The 14768-nt window shown below is 60.9% G+C and carries 11 protein-coding genes and 1 pseudogene; 11 read left to right on the top strand and 1 reads right to left on the bottom strand.

The features are described from left to right. The first annotated feature begins 71 nt into the window (after positions 1 to 71). The 9 genes and pseudogenes from ACSOSP_RS32650 (at position 72) to ACSOSP_RS32610 (ending at position 10841) form a co-directional block, all read left to right on the top strand. Positions 72 to 1436: an amidase gene (locus ACSOSP_RS32650; RefSeq protein ID WP_455314800.1), complete on the top strand. Its 1365-nt coding sequence runs from the start codon at positions 72 to 74 to the stop codon at positions 1434 to 1436. A gap of 32 nt (positions 1437 to 1468) precedes the next feature. Next, positions 1469 to 2932: a mechanosensitive ion channel domain-containing protein gene (locus ACSOSP_RS32645; protein WP_455314799.1), complete on the top strand. Its 1464-nt coding sequence runs from the start codon at positions 1469 to 1471 to the stop codon at positions 2930 to 2932. A gap of 235 nt (positions 2933 to 3167) precedes the next feature. Then, positions 3168 to 4565: pseudogene (locus tag ACSOSP_RS32640) on the top strand (ATP-binding protein); the annotation flags it as partial. Between the two features lie 206 nt (positions 4566 to 4771). Further along, positions 4772 to 5410: a hydrolase gene (locus ACSOSP_RS32635; RefSeq protein ID WP_455314798.1), complete on the top strand. Its 639-nt coding sequence runs from the start codon at positions 4772 to 4774 to the stop codon at positions 5408 to 5410. A 115-nt stretch (positions 5411 to 5525) separates the two neighbouring features. After that, positions 5526 to 7403, top strand: a complete 1878-nt coding sequence (locus tag ACSOSP_RS32630; protein ID WP_455314797.1) for an amidohydrolase — start codon at positions 5526 to 5528, stop codon at positions 7401 to 7403. Positions 7404 to 7488: 85 nt separating this feature from the next. Further along, entirely contained in the window at positions 7489 to 8130 is a 642-nt protein-coding gene (locus ACSOSP_RS32625; RefSeq protein WP_455314796.1) for an HD domain-containing protein, read from the top strand. 25 nt (positions 8131 to 8155) lie between these two features. Then, positions 8156 to 8398 carry a DUF1427 family protein gene (locus tag ACSOSP_RS32620; protein WP_455314795.1) on the top strand — a complete coding sequence of 81 codons (243 nt, stop codon included), beginning with the start codon at positions 8156 to 8158 and terminating at the stop codon, positions 8396 to 8398. Positions 8399 to 8454: 56 nt separating this feature from the next. Further along, on the top strand, positions 8455 to 9390 hold the full coding sequence (locus tag ACSOSP_RS32615) for a glyoxalase (RefSeq protein WP_455314794.1): 936 nt from the start codon (positions 8455 to 8457) through the stop codon (positions 9388 to 9390). Beyond that, positions 9387 to 10841: an alginate export family protein gene (locus ACSOSP_RS32610; protein WP_455314793.1), complete on the top strand. Its 1455-nt coding sequence runs from the start codon at positions 9387 to 9389 to the stop codon at positions 10839 to 10841. The genes ACSOSP_RS32615 and ACSOSP_RS32610 overlap by 4 nt, the downstream gene beginning before the upstream one ends. A 1095-nt stretch (positions 10842 to 11936) precedes the next feature. Here ACSOSP_RS32610 and ACSOSP_RS32605 read toward each other — a convergent pair. Further along, the gene (locus ACSOSP_RS32605; protein ID WP_455314792.1) at positions 11937 to 12842 is read right to left on the bottom strand and encodes a LysR family transcriptional regulator; all 906 of its coding nucleotides are present in this window, start codon (positions 12840 to 12842) and stop codon (positions 11937 to 11939) included. A 288-nt stretch (positions 12843 to 13130) separates the two neighbouring features. Between ACSOSP_RS32605 and ACSOSP_RS32600 the strand changes: the two genes are divergently transcribed. Both ACSOSP_RS32600 and ACSOSP_RS32595 read left to right on the top strand, forming a co-directional pair. Next, positions 13131 to 14096, top strand: a complete 966-nt coding sequence (locus tag ACSOSP_RS32600) for a LysR family transcriptional regulator (protein ID WP_455314791.1) — start codon at positions 13131 to 13133, stop codon at positions 14094 to 14096. Between the two features lie 175 nt (positions 14097 to 14271). Next, the gene (locus ACSOSP_RS32595) at positions 14272 to 14763 is read left to right on the top strand and encodes a hydroxyquinol 1,2-dioxygenase (protein ID WP_455314790.1); all 492 of its coding nucleotides are present in this window, start codon (positions 14272 to 14274) and stop codon (positions 14761 to 14763) included. The last annotated feature ends 5 nt before the right edge of the window (positions 14764 to 14768 follow it).

The following is a 14768-nucleotide window of genomic DNA, read 5'->3' as shown; positions in this document are numbered from 1 at the left end:
GGATTTCGATGCGGCATACTTACGCATTAGCGCGCCCAGGCCACGGACTACATACCGGGATTATTCACGAGATGACTGAACCAGCAAACGCACTTAGCCTGCTCGACATCCGCAGTGCTGTCCAGAGCGGTGCTCTGACGATCCGGCAGAGCATTGAATCCGCCGATAAGGCCGCCCGGCAAAGTCAACCGTGGTTGCGCGCATTCAGTTATCTGCCGGACGCGCCGGTGGTCAATCAAGCCGGCACGGAGTTGCCGCTCGCGGGTATTGCCATCGGCATAAAAGATCTCATCGACACGGCGGACATGCCGACCGAGTACAACTCGCCGGCATACGCGGGCCGCAGGCCCGAGACCGATGCAGTACTGGTGGCGAGCTTGCGGCAAGCAGGTGGATCCATTGCAGGCAAGACAGTTACAACGGAGTTTGCCTGGCGCCAGCCGGGTCCGACGGTCAATCCATGGAATGAAAAGCATACGCCCGGCGGCTCGTCCAGCGGCTCTGCCGCGGCCGTGTCGGCGGGGATTGTTCCTCTTGCATTCGGGACCCAGACGTTTGGTTCCGTTATTCGCCCCGCGGCGTATTGCGGTGTCGTAGGGTTCAAACCGACGTATGGGAGCATTGCCAGAACCGGTGTGTTGCCGCTGGCGCCATCGCTGGATCATATCGGCATGTTCACTGGCAATGTCGCAGATGCGGCATACGCCTTTAAAGTGGTATCGGGTTCCGACGATCAGGACTTTCACTCTTCGCACGTCCGTAGCAAAAACCAAAGCCAGGGCAACGACGGCGGGGCGTTCATCCGCATCGGCATGCTGCGCAGGCAAGTCGGCAGCGCGATGGAACCGGCTCAGGACAGCGCGTTGGCCCGGCTGGCGGCACAACTGGAAGCCGATGGAGCGGAGGTCGTCACGGTCGATTTGCCGGTTGAACTGCTGGACATCGGACCGCTGGTATCGGCCATATTGGCGGTAGAAGCGGCGGTGGTGCATGGTCCGCTTCTGGATCGCTCGCCCGGCCTGGTCAGCTTGGTCATGAAGTCGTTGATCAATGAAGGCCGCGGCGTATCGGGCATCGACTATGCACGAGCGAGGGCTGCGCAGGTGCGGCTGGCTCATCTCTTTGACCGCTGGCTGCATGAAGAGATGCGTCTTGACGTGCTTCTCGTCGCCCCGGCTAAAGGGGAAGCGCCAGTCGGACTCGACTATACCGGCGACGCTTCGTTGTGCGCTCCATGGACCTTCCTGGGTGTTCCCGCTATCACGCTGCCGATCGCCCTTGGGCCCGCCGGTCTTCCGCTGGGCGCTCAACTGGTCGGCGCGGCGCAGCACGACGAGCGTTTGCTCGCAGTAGCCGCGTGGGTGGAAGCGCGAGCGGGCTGGCAGGCTGTGATGCTGCGGGCAAACACCGGTCCTCGCCCGTTCGTGGCGCGGTAACGCTGAAGGTCCTCCATGTCGGGAGCAGTCTTGTGAAAGATCCACTGGTTCTTGGCTTCGTGCTGGTCATGGTGAACGTCGTGCTCTGGCGCGCAGCGTTTCCACGCAACGACACCCTTCGCTTGCTCCTCAGACTGGTGATCTTCGCGCTGCTGAGTGCGCTGCTGATGTTCGGATCAACGCTAAGTCCCTTCACACCGGCGCCATGGCCTGAGTCCCCGGGCCGCCATCTTGCGGCCCAGATCCTTGAGGTTTCGTGGTGGCTCCTCGGTGCGCGTCTTCTTACGATGTCACTGGACGCCGCGTTCCAATCACGCCAGTGGCACAAGGACCGCCTTTTCCAGGACGTACTCGGTGCGCTGGTTTTTCTTGCCGCTGTCGTCGCCTCGCTTGCATTCGTGCTGGGTTTGCCGGTGACGGGACTGGTTGCCACCTCCGGTGCGCTGGCAATCGTGGTGGGTCTCGCCATCCAAAGTACGCTTAGCGATGTGTTCGCCGGGATCGTGCTGAACTCGACCGAGCCGTATCACATTGGGGACTGGGTTTCAGTGGACGGCGTGGACGGCAAGGTACTCGAGATGAACTGGCGGGCGACTCACCTGCTCACTTCACAGGGCAATGTTGTCATCGTCCCGAACAGTCTGGCGGCCAAGGCCAAGATCACCAACAGCAGCCGTCCCGTTGCGCTTCACGGCGTGTCCGTCGCGCTCCAGATTTCGCCGGAAGAACGCCCGGCGACTGTCCTTGCCGCGCTGGAGCGCGCGGTAGCGGGAAGCAATATGATTCTGCAAACACCCGCACCCTATACGCTTGTCAAGAAAGCCTCGATCAACTCGATCGAATACGAGGTCACGGTTTATATCGACGACATGGGCAAGTCCGTGGTCGTGACGAACCAGCTTTACGATCTTTGCCATCGTCATCTCGCAGCCGCGGGTATCGACCTCTGGCCACTGAGCGCTCCACGGCCGCCACGCCACGACGCGGCCGACAGCCGGCAACGGCTCCTGTCACATGTCGATCTCTTCCGTGCCTTGAAGGCTGAAGAGATCGAAGCGCTGTCCGGCAGACTGTCCCGTCACGAATACGAAACGAATCAGGAGGTGGTCGCGTCAGAGGAGGTGATGGACTACCTGATGATCGTCGAGTCGGGTGTCATGTCGGTGATCGTGAAGGGACCCTCCGGCCCGGTCGAAACCGCGCGCCTCGGACCTGGAGATTCCATTGGTGAAGCGGGCGTGCTGGCGGGTTTGCCGGTTCAGGCGCAAGTCACGGCTTTGACGCGGGCGGTGCTTTATCGGCTGGATAAGGTGGACCTCACGCCGCTGCTCAAGAGCCGGCCGGAAATAGGCCAGCAGATGTGCCAGCTGCTTTCGGAACAGCAGGACACCCTGCGCAAGCTGAACACCGAGATACCCGTGACGGTGAATACCGAACGCACGCTGCTGGACTGGCTGCGCGAAGGCATGCACAAGCTGCATGAACTGACCTCTTAAAGAATTCACGCCCAGCAAGCCGACTATAAGCGCCGGTTCCATCGACATGCGGACAACGCTTGCCGGCATAAGACCCTCGTGCGCTTTGCGAAGCGCAAATACATCAAGATTTTCGATTGATGGAATCGAAATTTTTCAATCTTTGATTCGTGTCCGTGCCTTAAGATTTGCCATCTGAACCGCTTATCACCGTGACCCGTTTTTTCAAACGTCACCCTTCGGAATCGAGCGTGCGATGGTCCGGATCGGGCAACTTCTCATCTCCCTCGAAAGCAGGGAAATCCTGCTTGACGGCGTGTCGCTGCGCATTGGCAGCCGCGCGTTCGAGATTCTCGAGCTGCTGATCCGTGCACAAGGAACGCTGGTCTCGAAGGACGAGATCATGCGTCACGTGTGGCCCGAGACGGTGGTCGAGGAAAACAATCTGCAGGTTCATATTGCCGCCTTGCGCAAGGCGCTCGGTGCAGATCGCGATCTGATCAAGACGGTGCCAGGACGCGGTTATCGGTTGATGCAGGCGCATGAAGAGGCACCCTTGCAGCATGAAGCCACTGCGGGTTTGTTGCCATGCGCTTCGATCATGCTTCCTGCGGGCGTATCGGCTTTGATCGGCCGGCAAACCCTGGTCGCGCAAGTGCTGGGCGCACTGAATGCCGGGCGCGTTGTCACACTGGTTGGCGCGGGCGGTATTGGCAAGACGCGGGTTGCGCTGGAAGTTGCAGGTCAGGCCACCATGCGTTTTCCGGACGGCGTGGTGTTCGTGCCGCTTGCCTCGGTGTCGAATCCGCGTTTCACTCTGGAGGCGCTGGCCGGTGCGCTCGGTATGAAATTGCCTGCGAGCGGTTTGTCGTCCGATCTGATCGCGGCCGAGATAGCCGGCCGCCGTGTGCTGATTGTTCTCGACAATTGCGAGCATGTGATCGACGCGGCCGCTGAAATGGCCTGTGCCATGACGGCCGTCAACCCCGCGTTATGCGTGCTCGCGACCAGCCGCGAGGCACTTCGCATCCAGGACGAGGCGCTGTTTCACGTGCCGCCGCTCGACGTGCCCCCCGATGCAAGCGTGGGCGATGAGATCCTTCAAACAAGTGCGGTGCAGCTATTCATTGCTCGCGCCCGCACGATCGATCCGTGCTTTTCTTCCGATGAACGCAGCATCGTTCTCACGGGCCTTGTATGCCGAAGACTCGACGGCATACCGCTTGCGATCGAACTGGCGGCGGCGCGTGCGGCCGTGCTTGGCATTGAAGTGCTGGTGGACCATCTCGACGAGTGTTTTCGCATCCTGACGGGTGGCTTCAGGGGTGTGTTGCCACGCCATCAGACGTTGAAGGCGATGCTCGACTGGAGCTATCGTCTTCTCGACGATACCGAGCGTACGTTGCTGCGTTGGCTCGGTGTCTTCCTGAACGGATTTTCCTTCGACGCAGCCTGCCACATGGGGGCCGCCCACGGCTTTTCGCAGACCGAGATCCTCGATGCGCTTGGCGGCCTCGTCTCGAAGTCGCTCGTGATTCACGATAGCGGAGCGGTTCCTTCGCGCTATCGGCTGCTTGCAACTACGCGGGCCTACGCGTTGCAGCAACTCGAAGACAACGGTGAGCGCAAGGCTGCCGCGCTGGCACATTTGACCTTGCGCGCGCCGGCGCATCAACGCACGAGCGGCTCGATCCTTTAAGAAGGATTCAGGTCGGCCTCAGGACTTTAAGCCTCCCTCTCTGTAGCCTCGAACCGGAATCGAGATGCGGCATACGCCTGCCGTTTTCGGTTATCGACATCTTCCACGGTGGCGTGCGTCGCCGTGCCGATTCAGTCTGAGGCCAGACCAAGGAGCATTCCATGCCGCATGAATTACTCACCCCCGACACTTGTGCTCTCGCGTTGATCGACTACCAGCCGCAGATGTTCTTTGGAACGCATTCGCATGACCGCACGACCATCGTGCACAACGTCCAGGTCCTCGCGAAAGCCGCCAAGCTGTTCAACGTTCCCACGATCCTCACGACGATCGCCGCGCAGACGTTCAGCGGCGAATTCATCCCTGAACCCCAGGCCGTCTTTCCTGAACAAAAGCCGATCGACCGTACCTCGATGAACTCCTGGGAAGACGCGAACTTCCGCAAGGCGATTGAAGCGACCGGGCGCAAGAAGATCGTGATCGCCGGTCTGTGGACGGAAGTCTGCGTGACGTTTCCGACCGTGCAGATGCTGGCCGCAGGCTACGAGATCTATGTCCCGACGGACGCGTGCGGAGACATCACGGAAGAAGCGCATGAGCGCGCCGTGCAACGCATCATCCAGGCGGGCGCTGTGCCCATGACCTCATTGCAGTTCATGTGCGAGCTGCAACGTGACTGGGCGCGCGGCGAGACGTATGACGGCTGCATGGATATCTTCAAGGCGCATAGCGCCTACGGTATCGGCGTGCGTTACGCGAAGCAGATCCTCGGTGAGCATGCGAGCGAAGCGGGCGGCTGAAAGTCCGACAGGGCTTAAAGAACAAGCACGTCAACTTGCGGCCGCGAACGGTGGTTTCCCTTTCTTGGTGAACCACGTTCGCCGCCGTCGCACACCCTAAAGCATGAGGACGACGATGACAGCGCCAACCCCTGCCGCTGCGTCCGCGGACGCCATTTTTTTCAACGGCAAGATTGCTACCCAGGATGAGAAGCGATCTTTCGTGACGGCACTCGCGGTCAAGGACGGAAAAATTCTCGCCACCGGCACCGACGCTCACGCGATGCAGTTCGCCCACGCCGGCACTCAACGTGTCGACCTGAAAGGGCGCACAGTCATCCCGGGACTTAACGACTCGCATCTGCACGTGATCCGGGGCGGCCTGAACTTCAATATGGAATTGCGCTGGGACGGCGTGCCGTCGCTTGGCGATGCGCTCGACATGCTGCGCCGGCAGGTCGCGCGTACGCCTGCACCGCAATGGGTGCGCGTGATCGGCGGCTGGAACGAGCTGCAGTTCGCGGAGCGGCGCGGGCCGACGCTCGAAGAGATCAACGCCATTGCGCCGGACACGCCCGTGTTCATCCTGCATCTCTATGACAGCGCACTGTTGAACGCGGCCGCGCTGCGTGCAGTGGGCTATAGCAAGGACACGCCTGATCCGCCGGGCGGTGAAATCCAGCGCGACAAGCGCGGCAATCCGACTGGCATGCTGATCGCCCGCCCCAACGCGGGTCTGCTGTACGCGACGCTCGCGAAGGGACCCAAGCTTGCCTACGACGACCAGGTGAATTCGACGCGGCATTTCATGCGCGAACTCAATCGCCTTGGCGTCACAAGCGCGATCGATGCGGGCGGCGGCTACCAGGCTTATCCCGACGACTACGCCGTGATCATGGCGCTGGCCAAGCGTGGTGAACTGACGTTGCGCATTGCCTATAACCTCTTCACGCAGAATGCGAAGAAGGAGATCGAGGACTTCGCGCGCTGGGTGAAGATGACCAAGCCAGGCGAGGGCGATGACTTCCTGCGGTTGAATGGCGCGGGTGAGATGCTGGTCTTTTCCGCGGCTGATTTCGAGGATTTTCTCGAGCCGCGTCCCGACCTGCCGGAGACGCTCGAGCCGGAACTGGAAGCGGTCGTGCGGCTGCTTGTGCAGAACCGCTGGCCGTTCCGTCTGCATGCAACGTACGACGAGTCTGTCGAGCGCTTCCTGAACGTCTTCGAGCGCGTCAACCAGGACACGCCGTTCAATGGCCTGCGCTGGTTCTTCGACCATTGCGAAACCATTTCACAGCGCAACATCGACCGCATTGCGGCGCTTGGCGGCGGCATTGCCATTCAGCACCGCATGGCGTTCCAGGGCGAGTATTTCGTCCATCGCTATGGAGCGCAGGCGGCCGCCAGGACTCCGCCGATTCAGCAGATGCTGGCGGCAGGCCTGCCGGTAGGCGCCGGTACCGACGCCACGCGCGTGGCAAGTTACAACCCGTTCGTGTCGCTGTACTGGATGGTGTCGGGCTGCACGGTCGGCGGCATGCAGATGTACGCACCGCAGGACCGCCTGGACCGCATGGAAGCGTTGCGCCGCTATACGGTGGGCAGCAGCTGGTTCTCGGGCGAAGAGGACCGTAAGGGCGCGCTGGTGCCCGGGCAGTTCGCGGACTTCGCGGCGCTCACCGACGACTATTTCACGGTCGATGAAACGCGCATCAAGTACTTGTCGTCAGTGCTGACCGTGGTCAACGGCAAGGTGGTTCATGCGGACGCGGAGTTCAGCACGCTCGGACCGCCGCCGTTGCCGGTCAGTCCTTCCTGGTCGCCGGTAGCGGAGTTCGGAGGTTATAGCCGATACCAGCCCGCTACGATTCTCCAGCAAGCGTGCACCGACAGTTGCGTGAACCTGTGCGGCATTCATGCTCACGGTCACATGTGGGCATGGCGCAAACAGGTACCCGTCAGCGATGCAAACGGGTTCTGGGGTGCGCTTGGCTGCAGTTGCTTTGCGTTCTGAAGCGTCGTGGAGAATTGAGGACGATTCAGGTCGCTTGAGGGCGCATGAGCAGAGGGTTCGTGCAGGCTGGCCGAAGGAGGTGGCGATGGCGAAGCGCATCGCGGGAATCGCGATTCCTGACAGCGAGATGGCGCGTGCGGCGGTTGCCGCCGCACGCGCTATCGAGCCGGATATTCTTTATCGCCATTCATCGCGGGTGTTCCTGTTCGCGGCGCTGATCGGCGTTCGCAGGCAGCTCGTCTTCAACGCCGAGTTGCTGTACGTGGCTGCGCTTTTTCATGACATCGGCTTGACCACGCTTTATCGTGATTCGCAAGTGCGCTTCGAAGTGGACAGCGCCAATGCGGTAAGGGATTTTCTTGGGCGTTACGGCATACCCAATGACGATATCGCCGATGTCTGGAATGCGATCGCATTGCACACCACGTTCGGCATTTGTTCGCATATGTCCGCGTTGACCGGGCTGGTTGCGGCCGGTGTCGAAACGGATCTGCTCGGCATGCATTTCGACGAGGTCGGTCACGTTCAGCGCAACGCGGTGCTGGTCGAATATCCGCGCGGCACGGGCTTCAAGCAACAGATCATCGACGTGTTCGCGCAGGCGATGGCGAACCGTCCCGCAACCACATTCGGTACGGTCAACGCCGACGTGCTCGAACGCTGCGACCCGAACTATCGGCGCATGAATTTCTGTGGGCTGATCCTCGGCTCCGACTGGAAAGAGTAGTTTGCTTTAGACAAGAGACTTGACGATGCCCTATCTTATTTCGCTTGCGGCAGGCTTCGTGGTCGGCCTGCTGTATTGCCTGGTGCGCGTGCAGTCACCCGCGCCGCCGTTGATCGCGCTCGCAGGATTGCTGGGTATCGTGCTCGGGGAGCATACGATACCCGTGGTGCGCGCGCATCTGTTCCCGGACAGCGTGCAGGTTCAGCATGAGGCGCCGGTAGCGGCGAAAGCGTCGCCGTCCGCCGACCCGGGAAATGGTGGCAAGTGAATCGAGCGCATCGCTATCTAACCTCCCTTTATATCGAATCGAAACAGGAGCTTTTCATGTCGCGCAATTCCGTCTCCCGGCTTGCCGCCGCGGTTACCTTCGCCTGCGTGTTGCTCGGCACGGCGAGCGCGCCCGGTGTTGTCCAGGCTGCAGCCGAACTCAAGCCGGTGTCGGCGGGCACGAACGTATCCGTCGGACCTCAGTACGATACGACCCACGTGTATGTGTCGAATGAAGATATCGATGCGTTCGTCAATAGCTTCCTCGCGACCTTCGGCGGCAAGGCTTCGCCGCGTGCGGTCTTCACCGTGACGCCGACGCCGAGCAAGACCGCATCGCAATACGTGCAGACGCCGGTCGGCATGCTCTCCGTGTTTGCGTTCCAGACGCCGATCCCTTATCCCTTCGGCGACGAGCGCACCGGCTATCTCGTGACCGATATGGACCACGCCGTGCGCGCGGCCCATGCCGCGGGTGCGGATGTGATTGTCGAGCCGTTCGACGACCCTATCGGCAAGGACGCGCTGATCCGCTGGCCTGGTGGCTTGAACATGCAGTTGTACTGGCATACGAAAGCGCCTTCATATGGGCCGCTTGAGTCGGTGCCGGACAATCGCGTGTACATGTCCCGCTCTGCCGTCGATAACTTCGTGCGCCGGTTCGTGCGGTTCTCGCAAGGCAAGGTTATGTCAGACGACCGGCATGCGGATGCCGGCGTGATCGGTCGTCCGGGTGAGACCATGCGCTGCATCCGGATTGAATCGGGTTTCGGCAAGATGATGGTGTTCGTGACCGATGGCAAGCTGCCGTTTCCGTTCGGGCGCGAGACGACCGGCTACCAGGTGACCGACCTCGCGGCGACGCTGGCGAAGGCCGAGGCGGCAGGCGCCAAGGTATTGTTTGCGCCGTACCAGACTGACAAGGGCAAGACATCGATCGTCGAATTTCCGGGTGGGTACATCGCCGAGATCCACGACACGGCCGCTCAATGAGGCAGACACGCCGATTGCTGGCGCTCTCGGGCTTTACGCTGGCAGTAGGTGCGAGCGGCGCGGCAATGGACGCACGCGCTGCGCCGGATGCGGCAGACGCACCACCACCCGCGCCCACGCCAGTGACGACCTGCGACGTTAGACGTCCCACTGTCTTGTTCAATCGATGGCAAGAGGACTGGTCGGTGCTCGCGAATCCGTGCGTGCCGCGCGAGCCGCTGGACGGCCTCAAGTACGTGCCGCTGGGTGGCGATCCGGCGTCGTACCTCTCGCTCGGTGCGAACCTGCGCGAGCGGCTGGAGATCAACAATGCCGCGTTGTTCGGCGTCGGTGCGAACCATGCCGATACCTACCTGCTGCAACGCGCTGAAGTACATGCCGACATCCGTCTTGGCGACCATCTGCAGATCTTCACGCAGATCGAAGATGCCCAGCCTTACGGGAAGGACTCGGTGTCGCCGGTCGACAAGAACCCGCTCGATCTCGAGCAGGCGTTCATCACCTACGTTGGCGCGCTGGGCGGCGGCACGTTCAAGTTCAGACTGGGACGTCAGGAGATGGCGTTCGATTTGCAGCGCTTCATTTCCGTGCGTGATGGCCCGAATGTCCGGCAAGCATTCGACGGGCTCTGGACCGATTGGGAGATTCAGCGCTGGCGTTTCATCGCCTATGCTACGCAGCCGGTGCAGAATCGTGATGTCAGCGACTTTGACGACGTCTCGAACCGGCACCTCACGTTCAGCGGCGTGCGTTTCGAGCGTCAGGACGTGGGACCGGGCGACCTGTCCGGATACTACTCGCGCTATAACCGCGACAACGCGCATTTTATTGATGCTGCGGGCGATGAGCGCCGGGACGTGTTCGACTTGCGTTACACGGGTAAGGGCGGGCAGGTGGACTGGGATGTGGAGACCATGCTGCAAAGCGGGCATGTTGGCAACAGCACGATCGGTGCGTGGGCGCTGGGGTCGCTGGCAGGTTATACCTTCAGCGGTGTTCCCTGGACGCCGCGTGCGGGCATCCAGGTCGACGCCGCATCGGGCGATCGTCACCCGGGCGATGGCCGGATCGGGACGTTCAACCCGTTGTTCCCCAATGGCTACTATTTTACGCTGGCGGGTTACACCGGCTACAGCAACCTGATTCACGTCAAGCCGAGCATTACGCTGAAGCCTGCGAGCAACTTGTCGTTGCTGGCAGCCGTTGGCTTCCAGTGGCGCGCGACCACGGCGGACGCCGTGTATGCACAAGGATCGGTGCCGGTGCCGGGGACGGCCGGTCATGGCAGTCTATGGACGGGCATGTACGTGCAATTGCGTGCGGACTGGACCATCGCGGCGAATCTGATCGGCTCGGTCGAAGCGGTGCATTTCCAGGTCGGCGATGCTATACGCGCGGTGGGTGGCCGCAATGCCGATTATATTGGTGTGGAGCTTAAGTATGGGTGGTAGGGGAGGGGTTAGGGCCGGGTTGGTCGGATCTAGCGTTAGCGGTTGGAGTCAATGCCGGGGTGCTAGGTTCCTGCGGTAGCGATCTGAGTCAGTGCCGGGTTGCTGCTTTCGGCGTTAGTGGTCTGCCTGAGTTGGCTCATTTCTTTATCACTATTAGCCACTGCGCGTGGCGGCGCGTCATTTCTTTGTCCAAAGCGACAAAGAAACGAAGCAAAGAAAGCGCTTTCAAAACGCGGGCTCGTAAGTTGACCCAGCGTGCAGTTTCCACGTTTTTGGCACCCCAAAAGCACGGTGCTCGCAAGAGCGACGGATGTGTGAAACCCTCCTTCTCCGAACACGGATACCCACACGCTTCGCCACCAGTGACTGAACCTGCCCAAGGGGCACCCCGCGCTATCCGCGAAAAACCATTCACCGAATTTGTACGCATACCGAACCACGTCGCCAACCCACCTCGAAACGAGGCCGCGAAGATGCGTGAGGCCGTACCTAACAAATGTAACCCCACCAGTCGCGCCGACCAAGCAGCTAACCCATGAAGACCTGAAGCGGCGAATACGCGTGGGGCCGTGCGGGTTTCTTGGCAAGCGTGCTTGCCCGAGAGCGTACGGGGCGAAGCGTGTGCGTGTAAGAATTCGCGAGAAGGAGGGGTTCACACATCCGTGGTTCTGGTGAGCACCGTGCTTTTGGGGTGCCAAAAATGTGGAGGCTGCACGCTAGGTCAACTTATGGGCCCGCGTTTTGAAAGCGCTTTCTTTGGTTCGTTTCTTTGTCGCTTTGGACAAAGAAATGACGCGCCGCCACGCGCAGTGGCTAACAGTGATAAAGAAATTAGGCAACCTAAGCAGACCACTAACCTTGAAAGCAGCAACCCCGCACTGACTCCGACAGCTAACGCAGGACCCTAGCAACCCGGCATTGACTCCTACCGCTAACGCAAGAACCTAGCGACCCGGCATCAACCCCGACCGCTAACACAGGAACCTAGCAACCCGGCATCAACCCCGACCACTAACGCAATAACCTGCCAACCCACCTCCATCCCCGCCACCCCCCAACCCTCAAAAGACCGTCCACCGGCGCGAGCAAAAACCCTTACCGCGCTATGAAGCGGTCGATCAAATCCGGCTGATCCAGTTGCTCGACCCACCAGCGCAACGCCCGACCTGTCTCATCGTCGCGCCACGCGAGATGGCAGTCCGTGACTTCGCGCATGCCGGTCACGCGCTTGGCCACGAGCTTGCCTTCGGCGATCGGTTTCTCGGCAAGACATTCGGGAATGGTGCCCACGGCCACCCCCTCGCATTGCGCGGCGAGCTTGGCGCTGAGCGTAGGCAGCGCGATGAATTCCTGCGTAGTCCCGGTGGCGACCGAGCGCGGCCTCAACTCTCGCGACGTATCGCTGATCACCGCACCGCGATAACGCGCGACGGTATCTATTCCAAGCGGCTCGGGAAGGTTCGCCAGCGGGTGATCCGGCGCGACCACAAACACGTGCCGCAGCGATCCGAGCGGCCGTGTCACGAGATGAGGCAGGTGCGGCGGCTCGCCAGCCGCGCCGACCACGAGATCCGCGCGCCGCGTGACCAGCGCGTCCCAGGTGCCGCCGAGCACTTCTCTCGACAGACGTAGCCGCGTATCCATCTTCAGGTCGTAGAACGCTTGTACATAGGGCCAGAAGGCATCGAGCGGCAGGATCTCGTCGATGCAGATTCGCAGCTCCGCCTCCCAGCCTTCCTGAATGCGTTGCGCGCGCTGTTCCAATTGCTCCGCGGCAAGCAGCAAGCGCCTGCCGTCCTCGACCACGACACGTCCCGCATGCGTGAGCCTGGCGCGCCTGCCGGTGCGATCGAACAGCGCGACATCGAGATCGCTTTCGAGCTTCTGCACGAGGTAGCTGAGCGACGACGGCACCCGGTGCAGCAATTCGGCCGCTTCGGCGAACGTGCCGGTGCGGTCGATTGCATCCAGCGCTTCAAGGACTTCGAATGACAGCTTCATTGCAGCTTTCCCTTTCGTAATTTCGTAATTTCGTAATTTCGTAATTTCGTAATCTTGTAGTCTTGTGACCTGGCCGAGGATGCGCTTCACGCGTTATCCGGTGTGTCCCGATTGTCGATTTGCATCGATCGTTTTTTAACTGTGCATATAACTCAAGTGCGGCTTCGCATGCGCACTCTTAAGATCAATTCAGGTCGCATCCACCAGTCAGCCCACCGCGGCACCCGGCCTAAAGAACTAGAATCCCCCTACACAATAGCGGTTCATACAAAACGATCAGGAGACAGCGTGGACCTTTTCATATCGATGGAAGCGTTCGTGCGCGCCGCCGAAGCGCAGAGCTTCGCGAACGCGGCACGTCAGCTCGGTGTTGCAAAGTCGGTCGTCACGTCGCGCGTCAAGCAGCTTGAAGAGCATTTCAACGTCGCGCTCTTCCATCGCTCCACGCGTGCGGTGCGCCTGTCTGAAGTGGGTGAGTCTTATTATCGCGACTGCGCCCAACTCGTCAATAAAGTCCACGAACTGTCCGGCCGTACCAGCGCCGAAACGCACTCGCTCAGCGGGACGCTCAACGTTCACGTGCTGCCGGGTTTCGCGCTGGGTCATTTTTCGCACGCGCTGATTGCTTTTCGCGAGGCGCATCCTCGTATCGAATTCGTGGTGACGGTCAACGATCGCGTGATCGATCCCGTGCAGGAAGGGTTTGACCTGGCGTTGCAGATCTACCCGCCCGCGTCGAACCTGCTGGTCGAACGCAAGCTCTTTCCAGTGCGGGGCGTGCTCTGCGCGGCCCCCGGTTACCTGAAGGAGGAGCCCGTCATAGAAACGCCGCTCGACCTCGTGCGGCACGATTTCGCGCGTTATTCGTATTACCCGTGGGGCGACAACTGGCCCCTCATGAAGGGCAACGAATGTTTCGAGATCGCACTCAATCCGGTGCTTAAGACAAACAGCGTGCACCTGCTCCTCGAATTCGCTCGCGCCGGTGCCGGCGTTGCCTATCTGCCGACGATGGTGGCCGCCGCCGACCTGCTCGAACGACGTCTCGTACGCGTGCTCCCCGAGTATGCTGCACCGCCGCTATGGCTCTCGGCGGTCTATCCGGCGTCCCACCGGTCGACCACGAAAGTGAAAGCGTTTGTCGAGTTCCTGCGTGCGCGCTACCTGCGTGAACCGCAATGGGACCGGGCGCTGGGTATCTCGCCGCCCGATGACGATACCAAGAACGTCGGCGATGAACTCGGTGACGCATGAGCGGGGTAAGCGCCCCGCGGCCCGCTTCTCAGTACTTTCCCTAACGTCTTTTGCGAGCACGCATGGTTCGCCAAACGCGAACCTCAATCCATTGCCCCGGTGCGCGCGCGGCCCTAATCTTCGTTCCAAGGCAACGCGTTCATAACCGTCTTTCACGAAAGTAATGGAGACAGACATGCAAGAGACCTATCTCGGCAGCCTCGGCAACTACCGCAAGGGCTCCATCGAAATCATCAAGGGCAAACCCGGACATTACGCCATGTCCAATGTATTCGAGGTAGCTAGCCACGCGGCGCCCTACGAGAAAGTGGTGGTCGGGAAAAACCTCAAATACGTGATCGAGACGGTTCGTGCCGAAGGCGTTTCGCCGTGGTTCAGCGCGTCGCACGATGAGTTCGCGGTGGTGCTCGACGGCGAGATCGACGTGCATTTCATCAAGCCCTCAGACGGTCCGCTCGTCAACGCCGATACGGAAGGCAGCGTGCGTCTCGAAGGCGAACCTGCAGGCCAGCCGATGGGGTATGTGCGCCTGCGCCGTGGCCATCAGGCGCTGCTGCCTGCCGGTTCCGCTTATCGATTCGAAGCCCGCCAGACAGGCGTCCTGCTCGTCCAGACCATTCTTGGTTCGTGTTCGGTCGAGAAGTGGGCCGAGATATGTATCCAATGAGGCAT

This window comes from Caballeronia sp. KNU42 (genome assembly GCF_053760385.1).
This window is presented reverse-complemented; position numbering and strand designations above follow the sequence as displayed.

Excerpts from the sequence above, each read along its gene's own strand:
- ACSOSP_RS32620 (WP_455314795.1), top strand. The coding sequence starts at position 8,156 with ATGCCCTATCTTATTTCGCTTGCGGCAGGCTTCGTGGTCGGCCTGCTG.
- ACSOSP_RS32615 (WP_455314794.1), top strand. The coding sequence starts at position 8,455 with ATGTCGCGCAATTCCGTCTCCCGGCTTGCCGCCGCGGTTACCTTCGCC.
- ACSOSP_RS32635 (WP_455314798.1), top strand. The coding sequence starts at position 4,772 with ATGCCGCATGAATTACTCACCCCCGACACTTGTGCTCTCGCGTTGATC.
- ACSOSP_RS32650 (WP_455314800.1), top strand. The coding sequence starts at position 72 with ATGACTGAACCAGCAAACGCACTTAGCCTGCTCGACATCCGCAGTGCT.
- ACSOSP_RS32630 (WP_455314797.1), top strand. The coding sequence starts at position 5,526 with ATGACAGCGCCAACCCCTGCCGCTGCGTCCGCGGACGCCATTTTTTTC.
- ACSOSP_RS32610 (WP_455314793.1), top strand. The coding sequence starts at position 9,387 with ATGAGGCAGACACGCCGATTGCTGGCGCTCTCGGGCTTTACGCTGGCA.
- ACSOSP_RS32605 (WP_455314792.1), bottom strand. The coding sequence starts at position 12,842 with ATGAAGCTGTCATTCGAAGTCCTTGAAGCGCTGGATGCAATCGACCGC.
- ACSOSP_RS32595 (WP_455314790.1), top strand. The coding sequence starts at position 14,272 with ATGCAAGAGACCTATCTCGGCAGCCTCGGCAACTACCGCAAGGGCTCC.
- ACSOSP_RS32625 (WP_455314796.1), top strand. The coding sequence starts at position 7,489 with ATGGCGAAGCGCATCGCGGGAATCGCGATTCCTGACAGCGAGATGGCG.